Source organism: Pedococcus sp. 5OH_020 (genome assembly GCF_027812955.1).
Taxonomy (GTDB): Bacteria; Actinomycetota; Actinomycetes; order Actinomycetales; family Dermatophilaceae; genus Pedococcus.
The window spans coordinates 90,073-105,364 of the sequence record NZ_JAPYZV010000001.1 but is presented as its reverse complement, the minus strand read 5'-3'; the positions used below and the strand labels follow the sequence as shown (position 1 = coordinate 105,364).

The following is a 15,292-nucleotide window of genomic DNA, read 5'->3' as shown; positions in this document are numbered from 1 at the left end:
GCGCCGGCTCAGCTTTCGGCGAGCCGGCCGAGCTCGTCCTCGACGACCGACTCGTCGAGCTTGGCGAAGAGCGGTGTGGGCTTGCTCACGCGGGCGCCGACGACCACCGGGCGGGAGGCCCAGGCCGGAGTGCCGGTGTACTCACCCGTGATGACGGGATAGCCGCTGCCAGCCTCCTTGTCGAGGTCCTCGACCTGACGCAGCTCGGGCATCGGCATGAACACGCCCTCGCCGCCGAGGACCCGGTGGACCGCGTTGGAGGAGTGCGGCAAGAACGGGCTCAGCATGGTGTTGAGGTCGCTCACGCACTGCGCGAGCGTATGGAGGACGGTGGCGAGCCGGTCCCGCTGGTCGTCGCCCTTGAGCTTGAAGGGCTCCGTGTCCGTGACGTACTTGTTGACCTCGCCCACGGTCCGCATCGTCTCGGCGACGGCAGCCTTGACGCGTTGTCGGGCGAGGAGGTCTCCCACGGTGTCGAAGGCGGCGACGACCCTGGCTCGGACTGCCTCGTCCACCGGCTCCAGCGCGCCCGGCTCAGGGATGGCACCGAAGCTCTTCGCGACCATGGCGGCGGTGCGGTTGACGAGGTTGCCCCAGCCCGCGACGAGCTCGGAGTTGTTGCGCTGCACGAACTCCGCCCAGGTGAAGTTGGCGTCCTGGTTCTCCGGCCCGGCGGCGCAGATGAAGTAGCGGATCGCGTCGGGCCCGTACCTGTCGAGGACCTCGCGGATGTAGATGACGTAGCCCCGAGAGGTCGAGAACTGCTTGCCCTCCATGGTCAGGTACTCGCTGGACACCACCTCGGTGGGCAGGTTCAGCACGCCATACTGGCCCGGCTCGCCGCCGCGGGAGCCGGCGCCCGCGTACGCCAGGAGCTCGGCCGGCCAGATCTGGGAGTGGAAGGTGATGTTGTCCTTGCCCATGAAGTAGTACGACAGTGCCCCGGGGTCGTTCCACCACTCGCGCCATCGTTCGGGCTGCCCCTGCCGTCGGGCCCACTCGATGGAGGCCGACAGATACCCGATGACGGCGTCGAACCAGACGTACAGCCGCTTCGTCGGCTGGTCACGCCAGCCGTCCAGCGGCACGGGGATGCCCCAGTCGATGTCGCGCGTCATGGCGCGCGGGCGGATCTCCTGGAGGATGTTGAGGCTGAACTTGATGACGTTGGGGCGCCAGGTCCCCGACGCCTCCCGACCCTCCAGCCACTCTCGGAGCGCGTCGGCGAGCGCCGGCAGGTCGAGGAAGAAGTGCTGCGTCTCGACGAACTCCGGGACCTCACCGTCGATCCTGGATCGAGGGTCGATGAGGTCGGTGGGGTCGAGCTGGTTGCCGCAGTTGTCGCACTGGTCGCCGCGGGCCTCCGGGTAGGAGCAGATCGGGCAGGTGCCCTCGATGTAGCGGTCCGGCAGCGTGCGCCCCGTGGACGGCGAGATGGCGCCCCGGGTCGTCTGCTCCACCATGTAGCCGTTCTTCCAGACCTGGCTGAAGAGCTCCTGGGCGACCGCGTAGTGGTTGGCCGTCGTGGTGCGCGTGTAGAGGTCGTACGAGCATCCCAGGTCGGCGAGCTCGGCGGCGATGACGGCGTGGTTGCGGTCCACGAGCTCTCGGGCCGTCACCCCCTCCTTGTCCGCGAGGACCAGGATGGGGGTGCCGTGCTCGTCCGAGCCGCTCACCATGAGCACGTCGTGCCCGGCCATCCGCATGTAGCGGCTGAAGACGTCCGAGGGCACGGCGAACCCGGCGACGTGGCCCAGGTGGCGGGGGCCGTTGGCGTACGGCCAGGCGACGGCGGACAGCACTTTGCTCACGCCTGAATCCTAGGGGTGCGCTGCACGGCGCCTTCCGGCGAGCCGGGAACCCGGCGACGCGGCCCGGCGTCGAGTAGACATGTCCCGACAGCCCCGCCGAGCCCCAGGAGATGATCGATGCTCGCAGCCCTGACCGGCATGGGGCTGTCCGCCGCGGCGGGCCTCAACGCCTACATCCCGTTCCTCGTGGTGGCGCTCATCGCACGCTTCAGCGACGTCATCACGCTCCCGCAGAGCTACGCCTGGGTCGAGTCCTGGTGGGCCATCGGCATCGGCGCGCTGCTGCTCCTGACGGAGGTGGTCCTGGACAAGATCCCTGCCGTGGACAGCGTCAACGATGCCGTCCAGACGTTCATCCGCCCCAGCATGGGAGGGCTGGTCTTCGCCGCGACCTCCGCCGCGGAAGGACTCGACCACTCCTCGTGGATGACGAGCCACCCGTGGGTGGGCGTCGTGCTCGGGGTCGTCCTGTCAGGCCTGGTGCACGGTGGGAAGACCGTGGCCAGACCGGCGATCAACGCCGGCACGCTGGGCTTCGGGGCGCCCGTCGCGTCCACTGTCGAGGACGGCGCGTCGGTCGGGCTGAGCCTCGTAGCCGTCTTCCTGCCGGTCCTCGTGGTGCTCGCCCTGGCCCTGCTCGCCGGGCTGCTCGTCTGGCTCTGGCTCACCGTCCGCCGGTGGCGACGCCGACGCGACCGAAGGGCCGCGCTCGCGTGACCGTGCGGACTCCCACCCCGGCGGCCGGCGCCCTCACGAGGCGCCAGCTCGTCACCGAGACCGTGCTCGTCCTGGGCGTCAGCCTGGGCGCCTCGGCCGTGCGCTCTCTCCTCTCGCTGGTCGACAAGCTCACGCAGCGGGTGGCGTTGAACCAGCAGACGACAGCCATGAACTCGACTGTCACCCCGGACCGGCCCTGGCTCGACCTGGCTTACCAGCTCGTGGGGATCGGCCTGTCGCTCGTGCCCGTCGCCCTGGCCCTGCACCTGCTTCGCAGAGACCGGGCCGACGCCACCGGCGCCATGGGCTTCGACCTGCGCCGACCGGGACGCGACCTGCTCCAGGGACTGGCGCTGGCGGCGGCCGTGGGGCTGCCGGGGCTCGGGCTGTATGCCGCGGCGCGGGGGCTCGGGCTCAACACGACGATCGCCGCCGCCAACCTCGCGGACCACTGGTGGACCATCCCGGTCCTGGTGCTCGCCGCCGCCCAGAACGCGGTGCTGGAAGAGGTCATCATGGTCGGCTACCTGTACACCCGGTGGCTCAGGGCCGGGTGGTCGCTGCCGGCGGTCATGCTCGTCTCCGCCGTGATCCGCGGCACGTACCACCTCTACCAGGGCTTCGGGGGCTTCGTCGGCAACCTGGCGATGGGCCTGGTCTTCGGGTGGGCCTACACCCGCACGCGCCGGGTCGGTCCGCTCGTCGTCGCGCACACGGTGCTGGACGTGGTGGCCTTCGTCGGGTACGCGCTCCTCAAGGGCCACCTGTCCTGGCTCGGCTGACCGTCCTCACGGGCCTCCTGTCGCGCCTTCGTCAAGGGCCTGCTGTCGTGGCCCGGCTGACCGTTCTCGCCGCCACCACTGCGTCGTAGAGCGCCTTCTTCGACAGCCCGGACTCGGCGGCGACATCGGCGCAGACGTGCTTCAGCCGCTCGCCGGCGCCCACCCGGTGCAGCACGTCGGCCACCGCGTCCTCGAGCGACCGCACCCGGAGCTCCGCCCCGGCCACCACGACGGTGATCTCACCGCGTACGCCCTCGGCGGCCCAGTCGGCAAGCTCGCCGAGGCTCCCTCGGCGTACCTCCTCGTACGTCTTCGTCAGCTCGCGGCACACGGCGGCACGGCGCTGCGCGCCCCACGCCGCCGCCATGGCGCGCAGGCTCGCCTCGATGCGGTGCGGCGCCTCGAAGAACACCAGGGTGCGCCGCTCGTCGGCCAGCGACTCGAGGACCCGCGCGCGTTCCCCACCCTTGCGCGGCAGGAACCCCTCGAAGCAGAACCGGTCGACGGGGAGGCCGGACACGGCCAAGGCCATGAGGACGGCGCTGGGCCCGGGGACACACGTGACGCGTACCCCGGCCGCCACCGCCGCGTCGACCAGCCGGTACCCCGGGTCGGACACCGACGGCATGCCGGCGTCGGTCACGACGACGACCCGCGCACCCGCCGTGAGCCGTTCCACCAGCTCGGCGGTCCGGGAGGCCTCGTTGTGCTCGTGGTAGCTCAGGACCGTCCCCGACGGGGCGACGGCCAGGTCCGAACAGAGCCGCCGCAGCCGTCGGGTGTCCTCCGCCGCCACGACGTCCGCGCTGGCCAGCTCCTGCGCGAGGCGGGGGGCGGCGTCGCGCGGGTCACCGATCGGGGTCGCGGCGAGGACGAGGACACCGCTGGAGCTGGTCACCCCGCCATCCTGTCAGGGGCTTGCGAGGTCCTTGCATACGATGACCGGCATGACCCCGGTGGAGCTGCTGCGATCACGGCTGCTCGGGTTCAGGCCGACCGACACGGTGTGGGGCTGGGTCGGACCGCTGTTCTTCGCAGCCGTGGGGGGCGGGATGCGGTTCTGGTCCCTGGGTCGACCGCACCAGCTCGTGTTCGACGAGACGTACTACGTCAAGCAGGGCGTCTCGATGCTCGACTACCGCGTGGAGATGCGGGTCCCCGACACGCTCAAGAAGCCGGACGAGCTGTTCACCGCCGGCACCCCCAACGTGTTCGGGACGGAGGGGGACCTCGTCGTCCACCCCCCGGTGGGCAAGTGGCTCATCGCCATCGGTGAGCAGCTCTTCGGCCAGACGTCCTCCTTCGGCTGGCGGTTCTCGGTGTGCGTGCTGGGCACCCTGTCGATCCTGATGATCGGCAGGGCCGCCCGCCGGATGTTCGGCTCCTCGTTGCTGGGTGCCATCGCGTCGTTCCTCGTCGCGTTCGAGGGGCACCACTTCGTCCAGTCGCGCACCGGGCTGCTGGACCTCATCGTCATGTTCTGGGCGCTGGCGGCGTTCTGCGCGCTCCTCATCGACCGCGACCGCTCGAGGGCGCTGCTCGCCGAGCGCGCCGCCCTGCTGTCCGCGCGGCAGCGCGCGGCAGGGCTCGGCCCGTCGCTGGGGGTGCGACCGTGGCGCTGGGTGGCGGGGGTCTGTCTGGGGCTGTGCACGGGCACCAAGTGGTCGGGGCTGTTCTTCCTCGTCGCCTTCGGGCTCATGACGGTCTGGTGGGACCTTGGCGCGCGGCGCGCCGTCGGGATCCGGCACCGGGTCACCGCGATGGTGGTGCGAGACGGGCTCCCGGCCGCCGCCGTCATGGTCGGCGCCGCCCTCGTCACGTATGTCGCCTCCTGGACAGGGTGGTTCCGCTCCACCGCGGGGTACGACCGCGGCTGGGGGGCGGCGCACCCCTCCAAACAGGCAGCGTGGGTGCCCGACGCCTTGCGGTCGCTGTGGCACTACCACCAGGAGATCTACACCTTCCACGTCAACCTGCACGACAACCACCCGTACCGGACGAACCCCTGGTCGTGGGTGGTCCAGGGCCGCCCCACGTCCTTCTTCTACGAGGGGCCGAAGCGAGGGCAGGACGGCTGCGTCGTCGAGCAGTGCTCGAAGGCCATCACGTCCATCGGTACGGTGTCGGTCTGGTGGCTGGGTGCCGTGGCCGTGTTCGTGCTGCTGTACTACTGGCTCTTCCACCGCGACTGGCGGGCCGGCGGCATCCTGGCCGGGCTCGCCGGGGGGTACCTGCCCTGGTTCAGCCTGGAGGAGCGCACCATCTACTCCTTCTACACGGTGGCGTTCGAGCCCTGGGTGGTGCTCGGCGTGGTGTTCGTCCTCGGCCTGTGGCTCGGCAGGGAGACCGACTCGCCGACACGGCGAGAGCTCGGACTGCTCGCCGTGGGGGCATACTGCCTGCTCACGCTGGCCCTCTTCGCGTTCTTCTGGCCGGTCTACACCGCCCAGGTGATCCCCCAGGGGCAGTGGTCGATGCGGATGTGGTTCCCCAGCTGGGTCTAGCAGCGTCGCAAGGCAAGTCGCGACATTTCGTGATTGGAGGTTGCCTGGAGTCCTGCTCCTGGCATCCTGACGTGGTGACACAGCAGTCAGCGGCCTTCGAGGGGCTGGGCGACCGTCTGACCCGTCTCGCGCGGGTCACCGCGTCGCTGGTGCGCGCAGCGGATCTCGACGCCGTGACGAAGATCGTGGTGCAGGAGAGCGCAGACGCCGTGGGCGCCACCATCGCGTCCCTCAGCGTGCGCGACGGTGACCAGGTGAGGCTGATGGGGCTGCGGGGCGGCCTGGAGGGTGACGAGCAGCAGTACTCGAGCTACCCCTTGACCGTCGCGACGCCGGCCACCCAGGTCCTCCGCTCCGGGGAGCGCCTGTTGCTCAGCGGCCGTCGGGAGATCCTCGAGCACTACCCCGACATGCCGTGGGCGGACCGCGGCGAGCGGTCCATCGTCTGTCTCCCGCTGAGCGTGTCGAGCGGCACGATCGGCGCGATAGGCCTGTCCTTCCCGGGGCACCGGGTCCTGGACGACGCCGAGCTGGACTTCTTCGAGATCCTCGCCGACACCTGCGCCCAGGCCCTCGTGCGCATCCGCGCCGAGGCGGAGGCGGCCGAGCGGCAGGCCAAGCTCACCTTCCTGGCCGACGCCTCCGCCGAGCTCGCCAGCAGCCTCGACTACGAGGCGACCCTGGCCCAGGTGGCCCGGCTGGCGGTTCCCACCTTCGCGGACTGGTCGGCCATCGACCTCGTGCGTGACGGACGCCTGCACCGGTTGGCCGTGGCCCACTTCGACCCCGCCAAGGTCCAGCTCGCGCAGGAGCTGGCGGAGCGGTACCCCAGTGACCCGGACGCGCCGGCCGGCCCCTGGAACGTCATGAGGACGCGGAAGAGCGAGCTGCTCGCCGAGATCACCGACGACATGCTGGTCGCGGGCGCCCGGGACGAAGAGCTCCTGCGGATCGCCCGGGACCTGAACCTGCGCAGCTCGCTGACCGTTCCCCTCATCGCCCGGGACCGGCTGCTCGGCGTCATGACCTGGGTGGCTGCGGAGTCGGGACGCACCTACACCGCCGACGACGTCGCGTTCGCGGAGGAGCTGGCCAAGCGGGGTGCGATGGCCATCGACAACTCCGAGCTGCACAGCGAGACGCTTGCCGCCGCGCGCCGGCTCCAGCACGCCGTCCTGCCCGACCACATGCCTCGCGTGCCGGGGTGCGACATCGCCGCGCTCTACAGCCCCTCCGGCCGCACCGACATCGGTGGCGACTTCTACGACGTCATCCCGCTGGACGACGGTCGGCTGGCCCTCTTCGTAGGGGACGTCATGGGTCGCGGGGTGGCTGCCGCAGCCGCCATGGCGCAGATGCGTTCGGCGGTCAGAGCGTACGTGGCGCTGGACCCCTCGCCGGGCGTGGTCGTGGGCCGCCTCGACCGGATGCTCCTGCAGTACGGCGGCGAGCAGCTCGTGACGTTGGCATACCTGCTGGCCGACACCTCCGAGGGCCTGCTCACCGTCACCAACGCCGGCCATCCGCCGCCGGTACTGCTGCGGCGGGACGGGACGGGTGAGCAGCTCGAGAACACCGACGGCAGCCCGCTCGGGGTGGTGCCTCAGCGGCGTGGCGAGCACGTGGTGCCGTTCCGGCCGGGAGACACCCTGCTGGTGTTCACCGACGGTCTCATCGAGCGGCGGGGCGAGGACATCGACGTAGGGCAGCAGCGGCTGCTCGAGGCCCTGGCGCTGCTGCGCCAAGGGGACCTCGACGTGGCTCTCGCCCAGCTCGTCGCGCGGGTGCGGGACGCCACGCGTGACGACGACGTCGCGGCGCTCTGCCTGCGGCTCGACGGCCCCGAGCGCTGACGTATTCCGTAGCCGGGCAGGCGCCGGTGGAGGTCCGCGACCGGGCACAGGGGGCTACGCCGTCGGGACTATGGCGCGAATCTGAGACGACCTGAGGAAACGGGCCCCGCACCGCCGGACCGGTCCCTATGGTTGAAACTGTGACGACCAGTGTCCGCCTCACGTCACTGTCTGCCCACGCCGTGTGCTTCTACGAGGACGACGTGGAGATGCAGGACGCCATCGTCGCGCACGTCGTGGACGGTCTGCGGCAGCAGGAGGCAGTCGTGGTCGTGGCGACACCGGAGCATCGCGGCGCTCTCGAGGCCACGCTGGGGCGTCTGGGCGCGGATCTTGTCATCCTGCGACGTTCTGGCCGGTATGTCGCGGTGGACGCCATGGAGCTGCTCTCCCGGTTCCTCGTCAACGGTTCCGCCGATGCCACGCTGTTCGCCGAACACGTCTGCGCCGTGCTGGACCGCGCCGCGACCGGCGGGCGACGCCTCAGGGTCTTCGGCGAGATGGTCGGCCTGCTCTGGCGCGACGGCAACGTCGCCGCCGCAGTCCAGCTGGAGTCGCTGTGGAACGAGCTCGCCCGCGCTCGCAGCTTCTCCCTGCTCTGCGGCTACCCTACCGAGCACCTCGAGGCCGCAGGCCTGGCGAGACTGCGACAGGTGTGCGAGCGCCACTCCCGGGTCATCGCGCCGGGCAGCTACCGCGCGGCCGGACCGGGCCACCGGGGGCTCGGTGCGACGCAGCGGACGGAGACGTTCCTACCCGTGCCGGAGGCCGTCCCGGCCGTACGCCGCTTCGTCGCCAGGGTGCTCCGCTCCTGGGGCGTCCAGCACCTCGTCGCTGACGCGAACCTGGTCTGCTCCGAGCTGGCCACCAACGCGGTGACCCACGCCGGCTCCCCCTTCCAGGTACGCCTCGAGCGGTCCGGCACCTCTGTGCTGGTGGCCGTCACGGACGCCGGCGCCGGCACAGCACGTCGTCAGCTCGCCGATCCCGCTGCGGTGGGTGGACGAGGGCTGGCGATCGTCGAGGCCGTCGCCGACCGGTGGGACTGCGACACCTTCGCGGACGGCAAGGTGGTCTGGGCCCTGTTCGACGTCGGCTCGTTCGACGTCGGCTCGTTCGACGTCGGCTCCGCCGGCGCCGACTCACCCGGTCTCAGCGCATGAGCCCCCGGAGGCTGCGCAGCACCCGTCGGCCCACGACGTAGACGGCGGCGCCGGCGAGCACCCACGGACCCGCGACGACGACGGGGTCCAGGCTCTGGTGGACCAGGTCCGTCCGCTTGACCCCGAAGCGCGACCTGATCGGGTGGTGCCGCAGCTCGCTCAGGACCCCGGTCTGCGTGATGGGGTTGTCCGGCCGCAGGGTGAGGAAGGAACGCAGGTGGCTCTCCTGGGCGTCGACCCGGTCGGCGAGCACGAGGAGCAGCCAGTGGGCCGTGCGACCCTCGCTGTAGCGGTATGCCGCCTTGCGGATGCCGCCGGAGAGCCCCCTGGGCGGGGTGGCGGTCCCGAAGACCGGGGTGAGGAACTTGTGCTCGACGGACCGCTCGCGGGGCCACTTCTCAGGTTGCCGCTCCGGGAAGTCCCAGTGCGCTCCGGTCAGGTGGGTGCTGGGCTGTTCCCGCGGCACGGAGGGCCGGTCCCGCGGGTCGAGGTCGACGCCCCAACCCGGGATCGTGGCCCTCAGCTCCTCGCTCGTCCTGGCCGGCGGCGGCTTCTCTGCTGTGTAGGGCATGGCTTGCTCCTGTCGGGTCAGTAGCCGTCGGGCACGACGAGCGGCTTGATGCAGCCGTCGAGCTTGGAGGAGAAGATGTGGTAGCCCTCGGCGATGTGCTCGAGCGGGATGCGGTGCGTCACGAGGTCTCTCGGCTTGAGGTAGCCGTTGCGGACATGCTCGAAGAGCCGGGGCCACTGCCGCTTCACGGGGCACTGGTTCATCCGCAGGGTCAGCCCCTTGTTGAGCGCGTCGCCGAACTTCACGGCACTGAAGAGGGGCCCGTAGGCGCCGACCACTGACACGGTCCCCCCTTTGCGCACCGAGTCGATCGCCCAGTTGAGGGCCACCGGGGAGCCGCCCTGAAGCTTCAGCTTCGCGGTCGTCACGTGCTGCAGGAAGCTGCCGTCGGCCTCCGCACCGACGGCGTCGATGACGACATCCGCCCCCAGATGGTCCGTGACCTTCTTGAGGTGGACGACGATGTCGTCGTACTCGGTGAAGTTGAAGGTCTCCGCGTGGGCGAACGTGCGCGCCTTCTCGAGGCGGTACTCGAGGTGGTCGATGACGACCACCCGACCAGCCCCCATGAGCCAGGCCGACTTGGCGGCGAACAGGCCAACCGGGCCGGCTCCGAAGACGACCACGACATCGCCCTCGACGATGTCGCCGAGCTGCGCCCCGAAGTAGCCGGTCGGACAGGCGTCGGTGAGCATCACCGCGTCCTCGTCGTCCATCCAGTCGGGGATGACGGTGGGGCCGACATCGGCGAACGGGACGCGCACCAGCTCGGCCTGCCCACCGTCGTACCCGCCACAGGTGTGCGAGTAGCCGTAGATGCCGCCCACGGCGGTGGCGTTGGGGTTGACGTTGTGGCAGTTGGAGTAGAGCCCTCGGGCGCAGAAGTAGCACGTCCCGCAGAAGATGTTGAACGGCACCATGACCCGGTCTCCGGGCTTGAGACTCTGGACGGAGGAGCCGACCTGTTCCACCACGCCGATGAACTCGTGGCCGAACGTCATCCCCACCCGCGTGTCGGGCATCATCCCGTGGTAGAGGTGCAGGTCCGAGCCGCAGATCGCCCCCAGCGTCACGCGGACGATGGCGTCGTTGGGGTGCTCGATGGGTGGTGGAGCCTTGTCCTCGACGCGGACCTTGTAGGGCCCGCGGTACACCATGGCTCGCATTGTCGCCTCCTGAGGGCAGCCGGCATCGATGGGCTGGGTCAGGCCTAGGACGCCGTCCGAACGTGAGACCAGCCGGAGCCACAACCACGGGAAAGCGAAGACCACCTCGAGTGTGCGTAGTGGCTGTCAGGCCCGCAACTCGAGGTCTTCAGGACTGGGCCGCGGTGTGGCTCCGCAGCCGGGAGCCGTTGCACCGCAACGAGAAGACGGTGCCCCCGCCAAGAGCGAGGGCACCGCCTGTTGCCGAGCTGTGCAGCGGAACAGGTCAGAGACCGAGCCCCAGGAGCAGCCGGTTGAGCAGGGCTGACAGGCCTCCGAGCGGCGACGAGCCGTCGAGCAGGTGCGCCACGGCGCACAGCAGGTTGCCGAGCAGGTTGCCGGCCCCCGGCACCGCCGTGATGTTGAGGTGGACGGGTGCAAGGTCGATGACCAGGCCGAGGAGGTTCAGGTGCAGCGGCCCGAGGTCGAGCGTCAGGATCGTGCAGCTGGCGCCGACAGCGAGGTTCTGGATCGGCGCGGTGAAGGTCGTGCCAGCGGCGGGCAGACCGGTGCCGGTGATCGTTCCCGACAGCGTCAGGACGCCGTTCACCACGGAGGTGGTGAGGTTGCTCAGCGCACCGGTGAAGGCCGTCCCGTTGGGCAGGGTGCCGGTGACCGGGATGGTGGTGGCAGCGGGGACGGCTGCGGCGACTGCCCGAGGGGCGGCGGCCTGCGGGGCTGCGCTGGCGGCCGCGGCTCCGGGAAGGACTCCCAGGGCTGCGGCGACGACCACAGCGGTTCCGGTCCCGACGATCTTGGTTCGTAACATCATTGCGTTGCTCCTCTGTCGTGGTGGCTACGCGGAGCGCGGCACCGCCTCACGGACGTGTGGCCCGGCGGCGGGCTTCCCCGGCCCTGCACCGATGAAGATCCCTTCCCCCGAGCCACATGACGCGGCTGTCTGCTCCACGTGACGGCCCGACCGCACGGGGTCCTGGGTGAGCCGGGCCGGACCGGCCTGAGCTTCCGCGTCATGTCAGCCAGCGGCACGCGTCCGCGCCTACCAACCAGTATCGCGGCTCATCTGTGCTGGTGGGAGCGGTGCTGCGGGCCCGCTCAGCTTCCCTCGAGGAGGCCACGCTGGGTCATGTCGTATGGCGCGAGCACCTCTTGGAGGAACTCCGCCGCCGCTCCGGTGATCTCGTCGACCTCCGCCGCTGGCGTGTCGTGCAGGACCTCGAGCAGGATCTCGTGGTGGATGGCGGCGACGTCGAGGATGCTCACGCCTGTCGCGACAGCCTGGCGGCCGATGTCGTACCCCCGCGCCCTGGCCACCTCCTCGCGGCGGGGTAGGTAGCGCAGGAAGGCGGCGCGGTAGTCCAGCTCGAGGTCGCCCAGGTTCACCGGGAGCGCTCTCCGCCCCGGGCACTGGCCGCGGGCGAGTGCTGCACGTGCCGGTCGAGGTACTCCAGCCCCTCTTCGAGGTCCAGCGCCGTGGGTACCGAGCCGGTGCCCATGCCAAGCTTCACCATGGCGAGAGCGACGTCGGGCTGGATCCCGACGATGACGGTGACTGCGCCGCGCAGGCGCGCCATCTCGGCGATGCTGCGCAACGTGTTGGAGCCGAACGAGTCCAGGACGTCCAGGGCGGCGACGTCGATGATGACGCCGCGGGAGCGAGCCCGGCCGATCTCCCCGATGAGGTCGTCCTGGAACCGGACCATCTGCGAGTCGTCGAGCGCAGTGTGGACGGAGGCGATCAGGTAGGCACCCTGGCGCAGGATGGAGACCAGTGCCGGTCCGGGCGTCACGGGCCGTTGGCACCTTCCTCTCTCGTCACGGCGTACCCGAGCAGGCGCTCCGCCTCCTCGAGGCCGCCCTGAAGGTCGCCGATCGTGTTCATCTTGCTGAGGTCGACGCCGATGGTGACGAGCGTCTGGGCGATCTTCGGGGACAGTCCGGTAATGATGACGCTCGCACCCATCAGCCGTGACGCGTCGACGGTCTGGACGAGGTGGTTCGCGACGGTCTGGTCGACGTCCGGAGCACCGGTGATGTCGATGACGACGACCTTGGCCCGGTGCGTGCGGATGCCCGTGAGCAGCTGCTCGGTGAGCTGGCGGGCCCGCTCGCTGTCCAGCACGCCGATGATGGGCAGGATGAGGAGCCGCTCGCGCACCGGCAGCACCGGGGTGGACAGCTCGCGGATGGCGTCCTGCTGCTGGCGGATGACTCTCTCCCGTTCCTCGACGAAGCTCACCGCCACCGTGTTCGCGATGCGGTTGGCGGCCGGCTCGTAGGCGTCGAGGACCCGGTTGAGCAGGCCGAGCTCCTGCTGGTACTTCTCGAACAGGGACCGGGCCAGCACGTCGCGCAGCAGCAGGACGATGCCCACGACCTCGTGCGTCTCGACGCCTCGCGGGATGATGCGCTCCGAGAGGTCGCGCGCGTAGTGCTGCAGTGCCTCGACGCTGCCGGTCTCGAGGACCTCGACATAGTTGTCGTAGACGGAGGTCGTCTCAGCGGCCATCTCCTGCGGCGTCATGGCCTCGAGCAGATGTGCCGCCTGGATGCGGTTCGACCACTCCTGGCGCAGCCTGGTGCGGTGCTCGCGCAGGTGGGCGACCAGCTGGGGAAGCAGCTGCTCCTCCTGTTCGCCCGGGTCCTGCCGCTCCGGCGCGTCGTCCCTGGTGTCGGTACCGTCCTGCTGCTGCATGGTCATCCTTCCTGGAGCCATTTCGTCATGGTCACCGTGGTGCCATGACCGGGCTCCGAGACGACGGCGAACTCGTCCATCAGCCGCCGTGCTCCCGGCAGGCCCAGTCCCAGGCCTGCGTTCGTGCTGTAGCCGTCGGCGAGCGCCTGCTCGACGTCGTGGATCCCCGGACCGGTGTCCCGAGCGGTCACGCGGACGCCTCGGCGCGGCCGCTCGACGAGCTCCACGACCACCTCTCCGCTACCCGCGAACCGGACGATGTTGCGGGTGACCTCGGACACCGCCGTCGCGAGGATGGTCAGGTCGGTCGCCCGGAAGCCCAGTCGTGACGCCAGCTCCCGAGCCCCCTGCCGCGCGGCGACGACGTCCGCGTCGCTGGTGACGGAGATGTGGACCTCGTCGTCACGCTGCTGCCCCCGCTCCATGAGCGGCTGGCTGAGCCGGGCGCAGAGGTCGCACTCCAGCACGTGCCTGGCCGCGTCGACCTCCCGCTGCCGCCGCCTGTCGCCGCTGGAGAGCGCGAGCAGCACCGGCCGGCACCGCTCGGTGGGTGGGTCCGCGTTCTCCAGCGCCAGCAGATACTCGACGCGCATCCGCGCCCGAGACCTGTTGAGCTGGGCCGCCACCGCCCCAGGCGTGGAACCGGTCTGGGACGCCAGGGCATGGGTGTCCTCCCCCGCCACCTCGTGGGCCACCAGGGCCTCCCGCTCGCGGTCCGAGAGCCGGGCCAGGGCCTGCGCCACGGCCGACTGCTCCTCGACCGCGAGCACCTGCTCGTCCGGCTCCTCGGCGGGGCGCAGGTCCACGACCCGGTGCTGGTTGCGCCTCTGCCGGTCCGCCTGGCGCCACAGGGAGGCGATCACGTTGCGCGCGGTCACGATGGCGTACGGCTCCAGCAGGCCCGGCTCGACGCGGGAGGCCGCGGCGAGTACGCGGACCAGGGTCTCCTGGACCAGGTCGTCGGCCGCCGGGTGGTTCCCGACCCGGGCCTCGACGATCCGTCGCACCAAGGGGATCAGCGCCGCCACGTCCGCCGGCGGCTCGGACTGCCTCCCGGCGTCCGCCGGCGGCGAAGCGCTCACAGGCACCCCCATACCCCTCGTCACATGATCTACCCGACCCGGAGGTGCCCTCAGCGGCAGCGACAACCACGGCTCCTCGGAGGATGGCACGGACCCGCGCGCCGCGCACCCCTCACCTGCGCGCCTTCCGCTGGTGACGTCAGAAGACGGTGTAACCGCCGTCGACCGTCAGCACCGCTCCGGTCATGTACGAGGAGGCAGCGCTGGCGAGGAACACCACCGAGGGCGCGATCTCCTCCGGCGTCGCAGCGCGCTGCTGCGGGGTGTCGTCGATCCAGCGGCTCCTGAACTCGGGTCGGTCGACGGGCGTCATCTCGGTCCGGACGTAGCCCGGCGCCAAGGCATTGACGCGGACGCCGTACGGCGCCCACTCGGCGGCCAGCGACCGCGTCAGATGGTGGACGGCGGCCTTCGAGGCGTTGTAGGCGGGCTGCCACTGGGGGCGGTTGACGATGTCGCCCGACATGGAGCCGATGTTGACGATGACGCCCTCACCCGCCTCGACCATGCGACGGCCGAAGAGCTGGCAGCCGTGCCAGACGCCGTTGAGGTTGACGTCGAGCACGTCGGCCCACTCCTGCTCGGTCACCTCGAGGGAAGGTCGGTGGATACAGGTGCCGGCGTTGTTCACCAGGACGTCCACCGTGCGCAGCTCGGCGTACGCGCGGTCCGCGGCGCGGGCGAGGCTCTCGCGGTCCGCCACGTCTGCCTCGAACGCCGTCGCGTCGATCCCCTTGTCTCGGAGCTCGGCGACGACCTCGCCGTTCTTCGTGGCGTCGCGGGCCAGGAGCACCACCGTGGCCCCGGCCTCCCCGAGGGCGTGCGCGAAGGCCCTGCCCAGGCCCCGGTTTCCCCCGGTCACCACGGCGACCTTGCCGTCGAGGGTGAAGCTGTCGAGAACAGGCATACCGGCTCCTTCAGGTAGTGCGGGTCAACGGCTGGCACGCT

General features: G+C 70.7%; 15 protein-coding genes. 5 read left to right on the top strand and 10 right to left on the bottom strand.

Going from position 1 to position 15,292, the window contains the following annotated elements; genetic code table 11:
* Positions 1–8 precede the first annotated feature (8 nt).
* A complete protein-coding gene (gene metG / locus PHA84_RS00505) occupies positions 9–1,811 on the bottom strand; it encodes a methionine--tRNA ligase (protein WP_270886124.1) in 1,803 nt (600 codons plus the stop codon).
* Positions 1,812–1,928: 117 nt separating this feature from the next.
* Between metG and PHA84_RS00500 the strand changes: the two genes are divergently transcribed.
* Positions 1,929–2,528: a DUF4126 domain-containing protein gene (locus tag PHA84_RS00500; protein WP_270886123.1), complete on the top strand. Its 600-nt coding sequence runs from the start codon at positions 1,929–1,931 to the stop codon at positions 2,526–2,528.
* Positions 2,529–2,530: 2 nt separating this feature from the next.
* Entirely contained in the window at positions 2,531–3,310 is a 780-nt protein-coding gene (locus tag PHA84_RS00495) for a CPBP family intramembrane glutamic endopeptidase (protein WP_442952808.1), read from the top strand.
* Positions 3,311–3,341: 31 nt separating this feature from the next.
* Here PHA84_RS00495 and rsmI read toward each other — a convergent pair whose 3' ends face one another.
* Positions 3,342–4,208 carry a 16S rRNA (cytidine(1402)-2'-O)-methyltransferase gene (rsmI, locus tag PHA84_RS00490; protein WP_270886121.1) on the bottom strand — a complete coding sequence of 289 codons (867 nt, stop codon included), beginning with the start codon at positions 4,206–4,208 and terminating at the stop codon, positions 3,342–3,344.
* 49 nt (positions 4,209–4,257) lie between these two features.
* On the opposite strand from rsmI, the gene PHA84_RS00485 reads away from it, so the two are divergent.
* The 3 genes from PHA84_RS00485 (at position 4,258) to PHA84_RS00475 (ending at position 8,830) form a co-directional block, all read left to right on the top strand.
* Positions 4,258–5,814, top strand: coding sequence for a dolichyl-phosphate-mannose--protein mannosyltransferase (locus PHA84_RS00485; protein WP_270886120.1), 1,557 nt, complete (start codon positions 4,258–4,260; stop codon positions 5,812–5,814).
* A gap of 74 nt (positions 5,815–5,888) precedes the next feature.
* Positions 5,889–7,667: a GAF domain-containing SpoIIE family protein phosphatase gene (locus PHA84_RS00480; protein WP_270886119.1), complete on the top strand. Its 1,779-nt coding sequence runs from the start codon at positions 5,889–5,891 to the stop codon at positions 7,665–7,667.
* 140 nt (positions 7,668–7,807) lie between these two features.
* A complete protein-coding gene (locus tag PHA84_RS00475; RefSeq protein ID WP_270886118.1) occupies positions 7,808–8,830 on the top strand; it encodes an MEDS domain-containing protein in 1,023 nt (340 codons plus the stop codon).
* On the opposite strand, the gene PHA84_RS00470 is transcribed toward PHA84_RS00475, so the two are convergent.
* From PHA84_RS00470 to PHA84_RS00435, 8 genes are all read right to left on the bottom strand, one after another.
* Positions 8,820–9,401, bottom strand: a complete 582-nt coding sequence (locus PHA84_RS00470; protein WP_270886117.1) for a hypothetical protein — start codon at positions 9,399–9,401, stop codon at positions 8,820–8,822. The genes PHA84_RS00475 and PHA84_RS00470 overlap by 11 nt on opposite strands.
* Positions 9,402–9,418: 17 nt before the next feature.
* The gene (locus PHA84_RS00465) at positions 9,419–10,567 is read right to left on the bottom strand and encodes a zinc-dependent alcohol dehydrogenase (protein WP_270886116.1); all 1,149 of its coding nucleotides are present in this window, start codon (positions 10,565–10,567) and stop codon (positions 9,419–9,421) included.
* 265 nt (positions 10,568–10,832) lie between these two features.
* Positions 10,833–11,378 (bottom strand): ABC transporter substrate-binding protein, encoded by a 546-nt coding sequence (locus PHA84_RS00460; RefSeq protein WP_270886115.1) that lies wholly within the window; start codon positions 11,376–11,378, stop codon positions 10,833–10,835.
* Positions 11,379–11,662: 284 nt separating this feature from the next.
* Positions 11,663–11,950, bottom strand: coding sequence for a phosphatase RsbU N-terminal domain-containing protein (locus tag PHA84_RS00455; protein ID WP_270886114.1), 288 nt, complete (start codon positions 11,948–11,950; stop codon positions 11,663–11,665).
* Positions 11,947–12,357, bottom strand: a complete 411-nt coding sequence (locus tag PHA84_RS00450) for an STAS domain-containing protein (RefSeq protein WP_270886113.1) — start codon at positions 12,355–12,357, stop codon at positions 11,947–11,949. The genes PHA84_RS00455 and PHA84_RS00450 overlap by 4 nt, the downstream gene beginning before the upstream one ends.
* Positions 12,354–13,262 (bottom strand): STAS domain-containing protein, encoded by a 909-nt coding sequence (locus PHA84_RS00445; protein ID WP_270886112.1) that lies wholly within the window; start codon positions 13,260–13,262, stop codon positions 12,354–12,356. Before PHA84_RS00445 ends, PHA84_RS00450 begins: the two co-directional genes overlap by 4 nt.
* 2 nt (positions 13,263–13,264) lie before the next feature.
* The gene (locus PHA84_RS00440; RefSeq protein ID WP_270886111.1) at positions 13,265–14,344 is read right to left on the bottom strand and encodes a sigma-70 family RNA polymerase sigma factor; all 1,080 of its coding nucleotides are present in this window, start codon (positions 14,342–14,344) and stop codon (positions 13,265–13,267) included.
* A gap of 139 nt (positions 14,345–14,483) precedes the next feature.
* Positions 14,484–15,251, bottom strand: a complete 768-nt coding sequence (locus PHA84_RS00435) for an SDR family NAD(P)-dependent oxidoreductase (protein ID WP_270886110.1) — start codon at positions 15,249–15,251, stop codon at positions 14,484–14,486.
* Positions 15,252–15,292: the final 41 nt, after the last annotated feature.

Coding starts and splice junctions, on each gene's coding strand:
- PHA84_RS00465 (WP_270886116.1), bottom strand. CDS start 10,567: ATGCGAGCCATGGTGTACCGCGGGCCCTACAAGGTCCGCGTCGAGGAC.
- PHA84_RS00435 (WP_270886110.1), bottom strand. CDS start 15,251: ATGCCTGTTCTCGACAGCTTCACCCTCGACGGCAAGGTCGCCGTGGTG.
- PHA84_RS00500 (WP_270886123.1), top strand. CDS start 1,929: ATGCTCGCAGCCCTGACCGGCATGGGGCTGTCCGCCGCGGCGGGCCTC.
- PHA84_RS00470 (WP_270886117.1), bottom strand. CDS start 9,401: ATGCCCTACACAGCAGAGAAGCCGCCGCCGGCCAGGACGAGCGAGGAG.
- PHA84_RS00445 (WP_270886112.1), bottom strand. CDS start 13,262: ATGCAGCAGCAGGACGGTACCGACACCAGGGACGACGCGCCGGAGCGG.
- PHA84_RS00485 (WP_270886120.1), top strand. CDS start 4,258: ATGACCCCGGTGGAGCTGCTGCGATCACGGCTGCTCGGGTTCAGGCCG.
- PHA84_RS00460 (WP_270886115.1), bottom strand. CDS start 11,378: ATGATGTTACGAACCAAGATCGTCGGGACCGGAACCGCTGTGGTCGTC.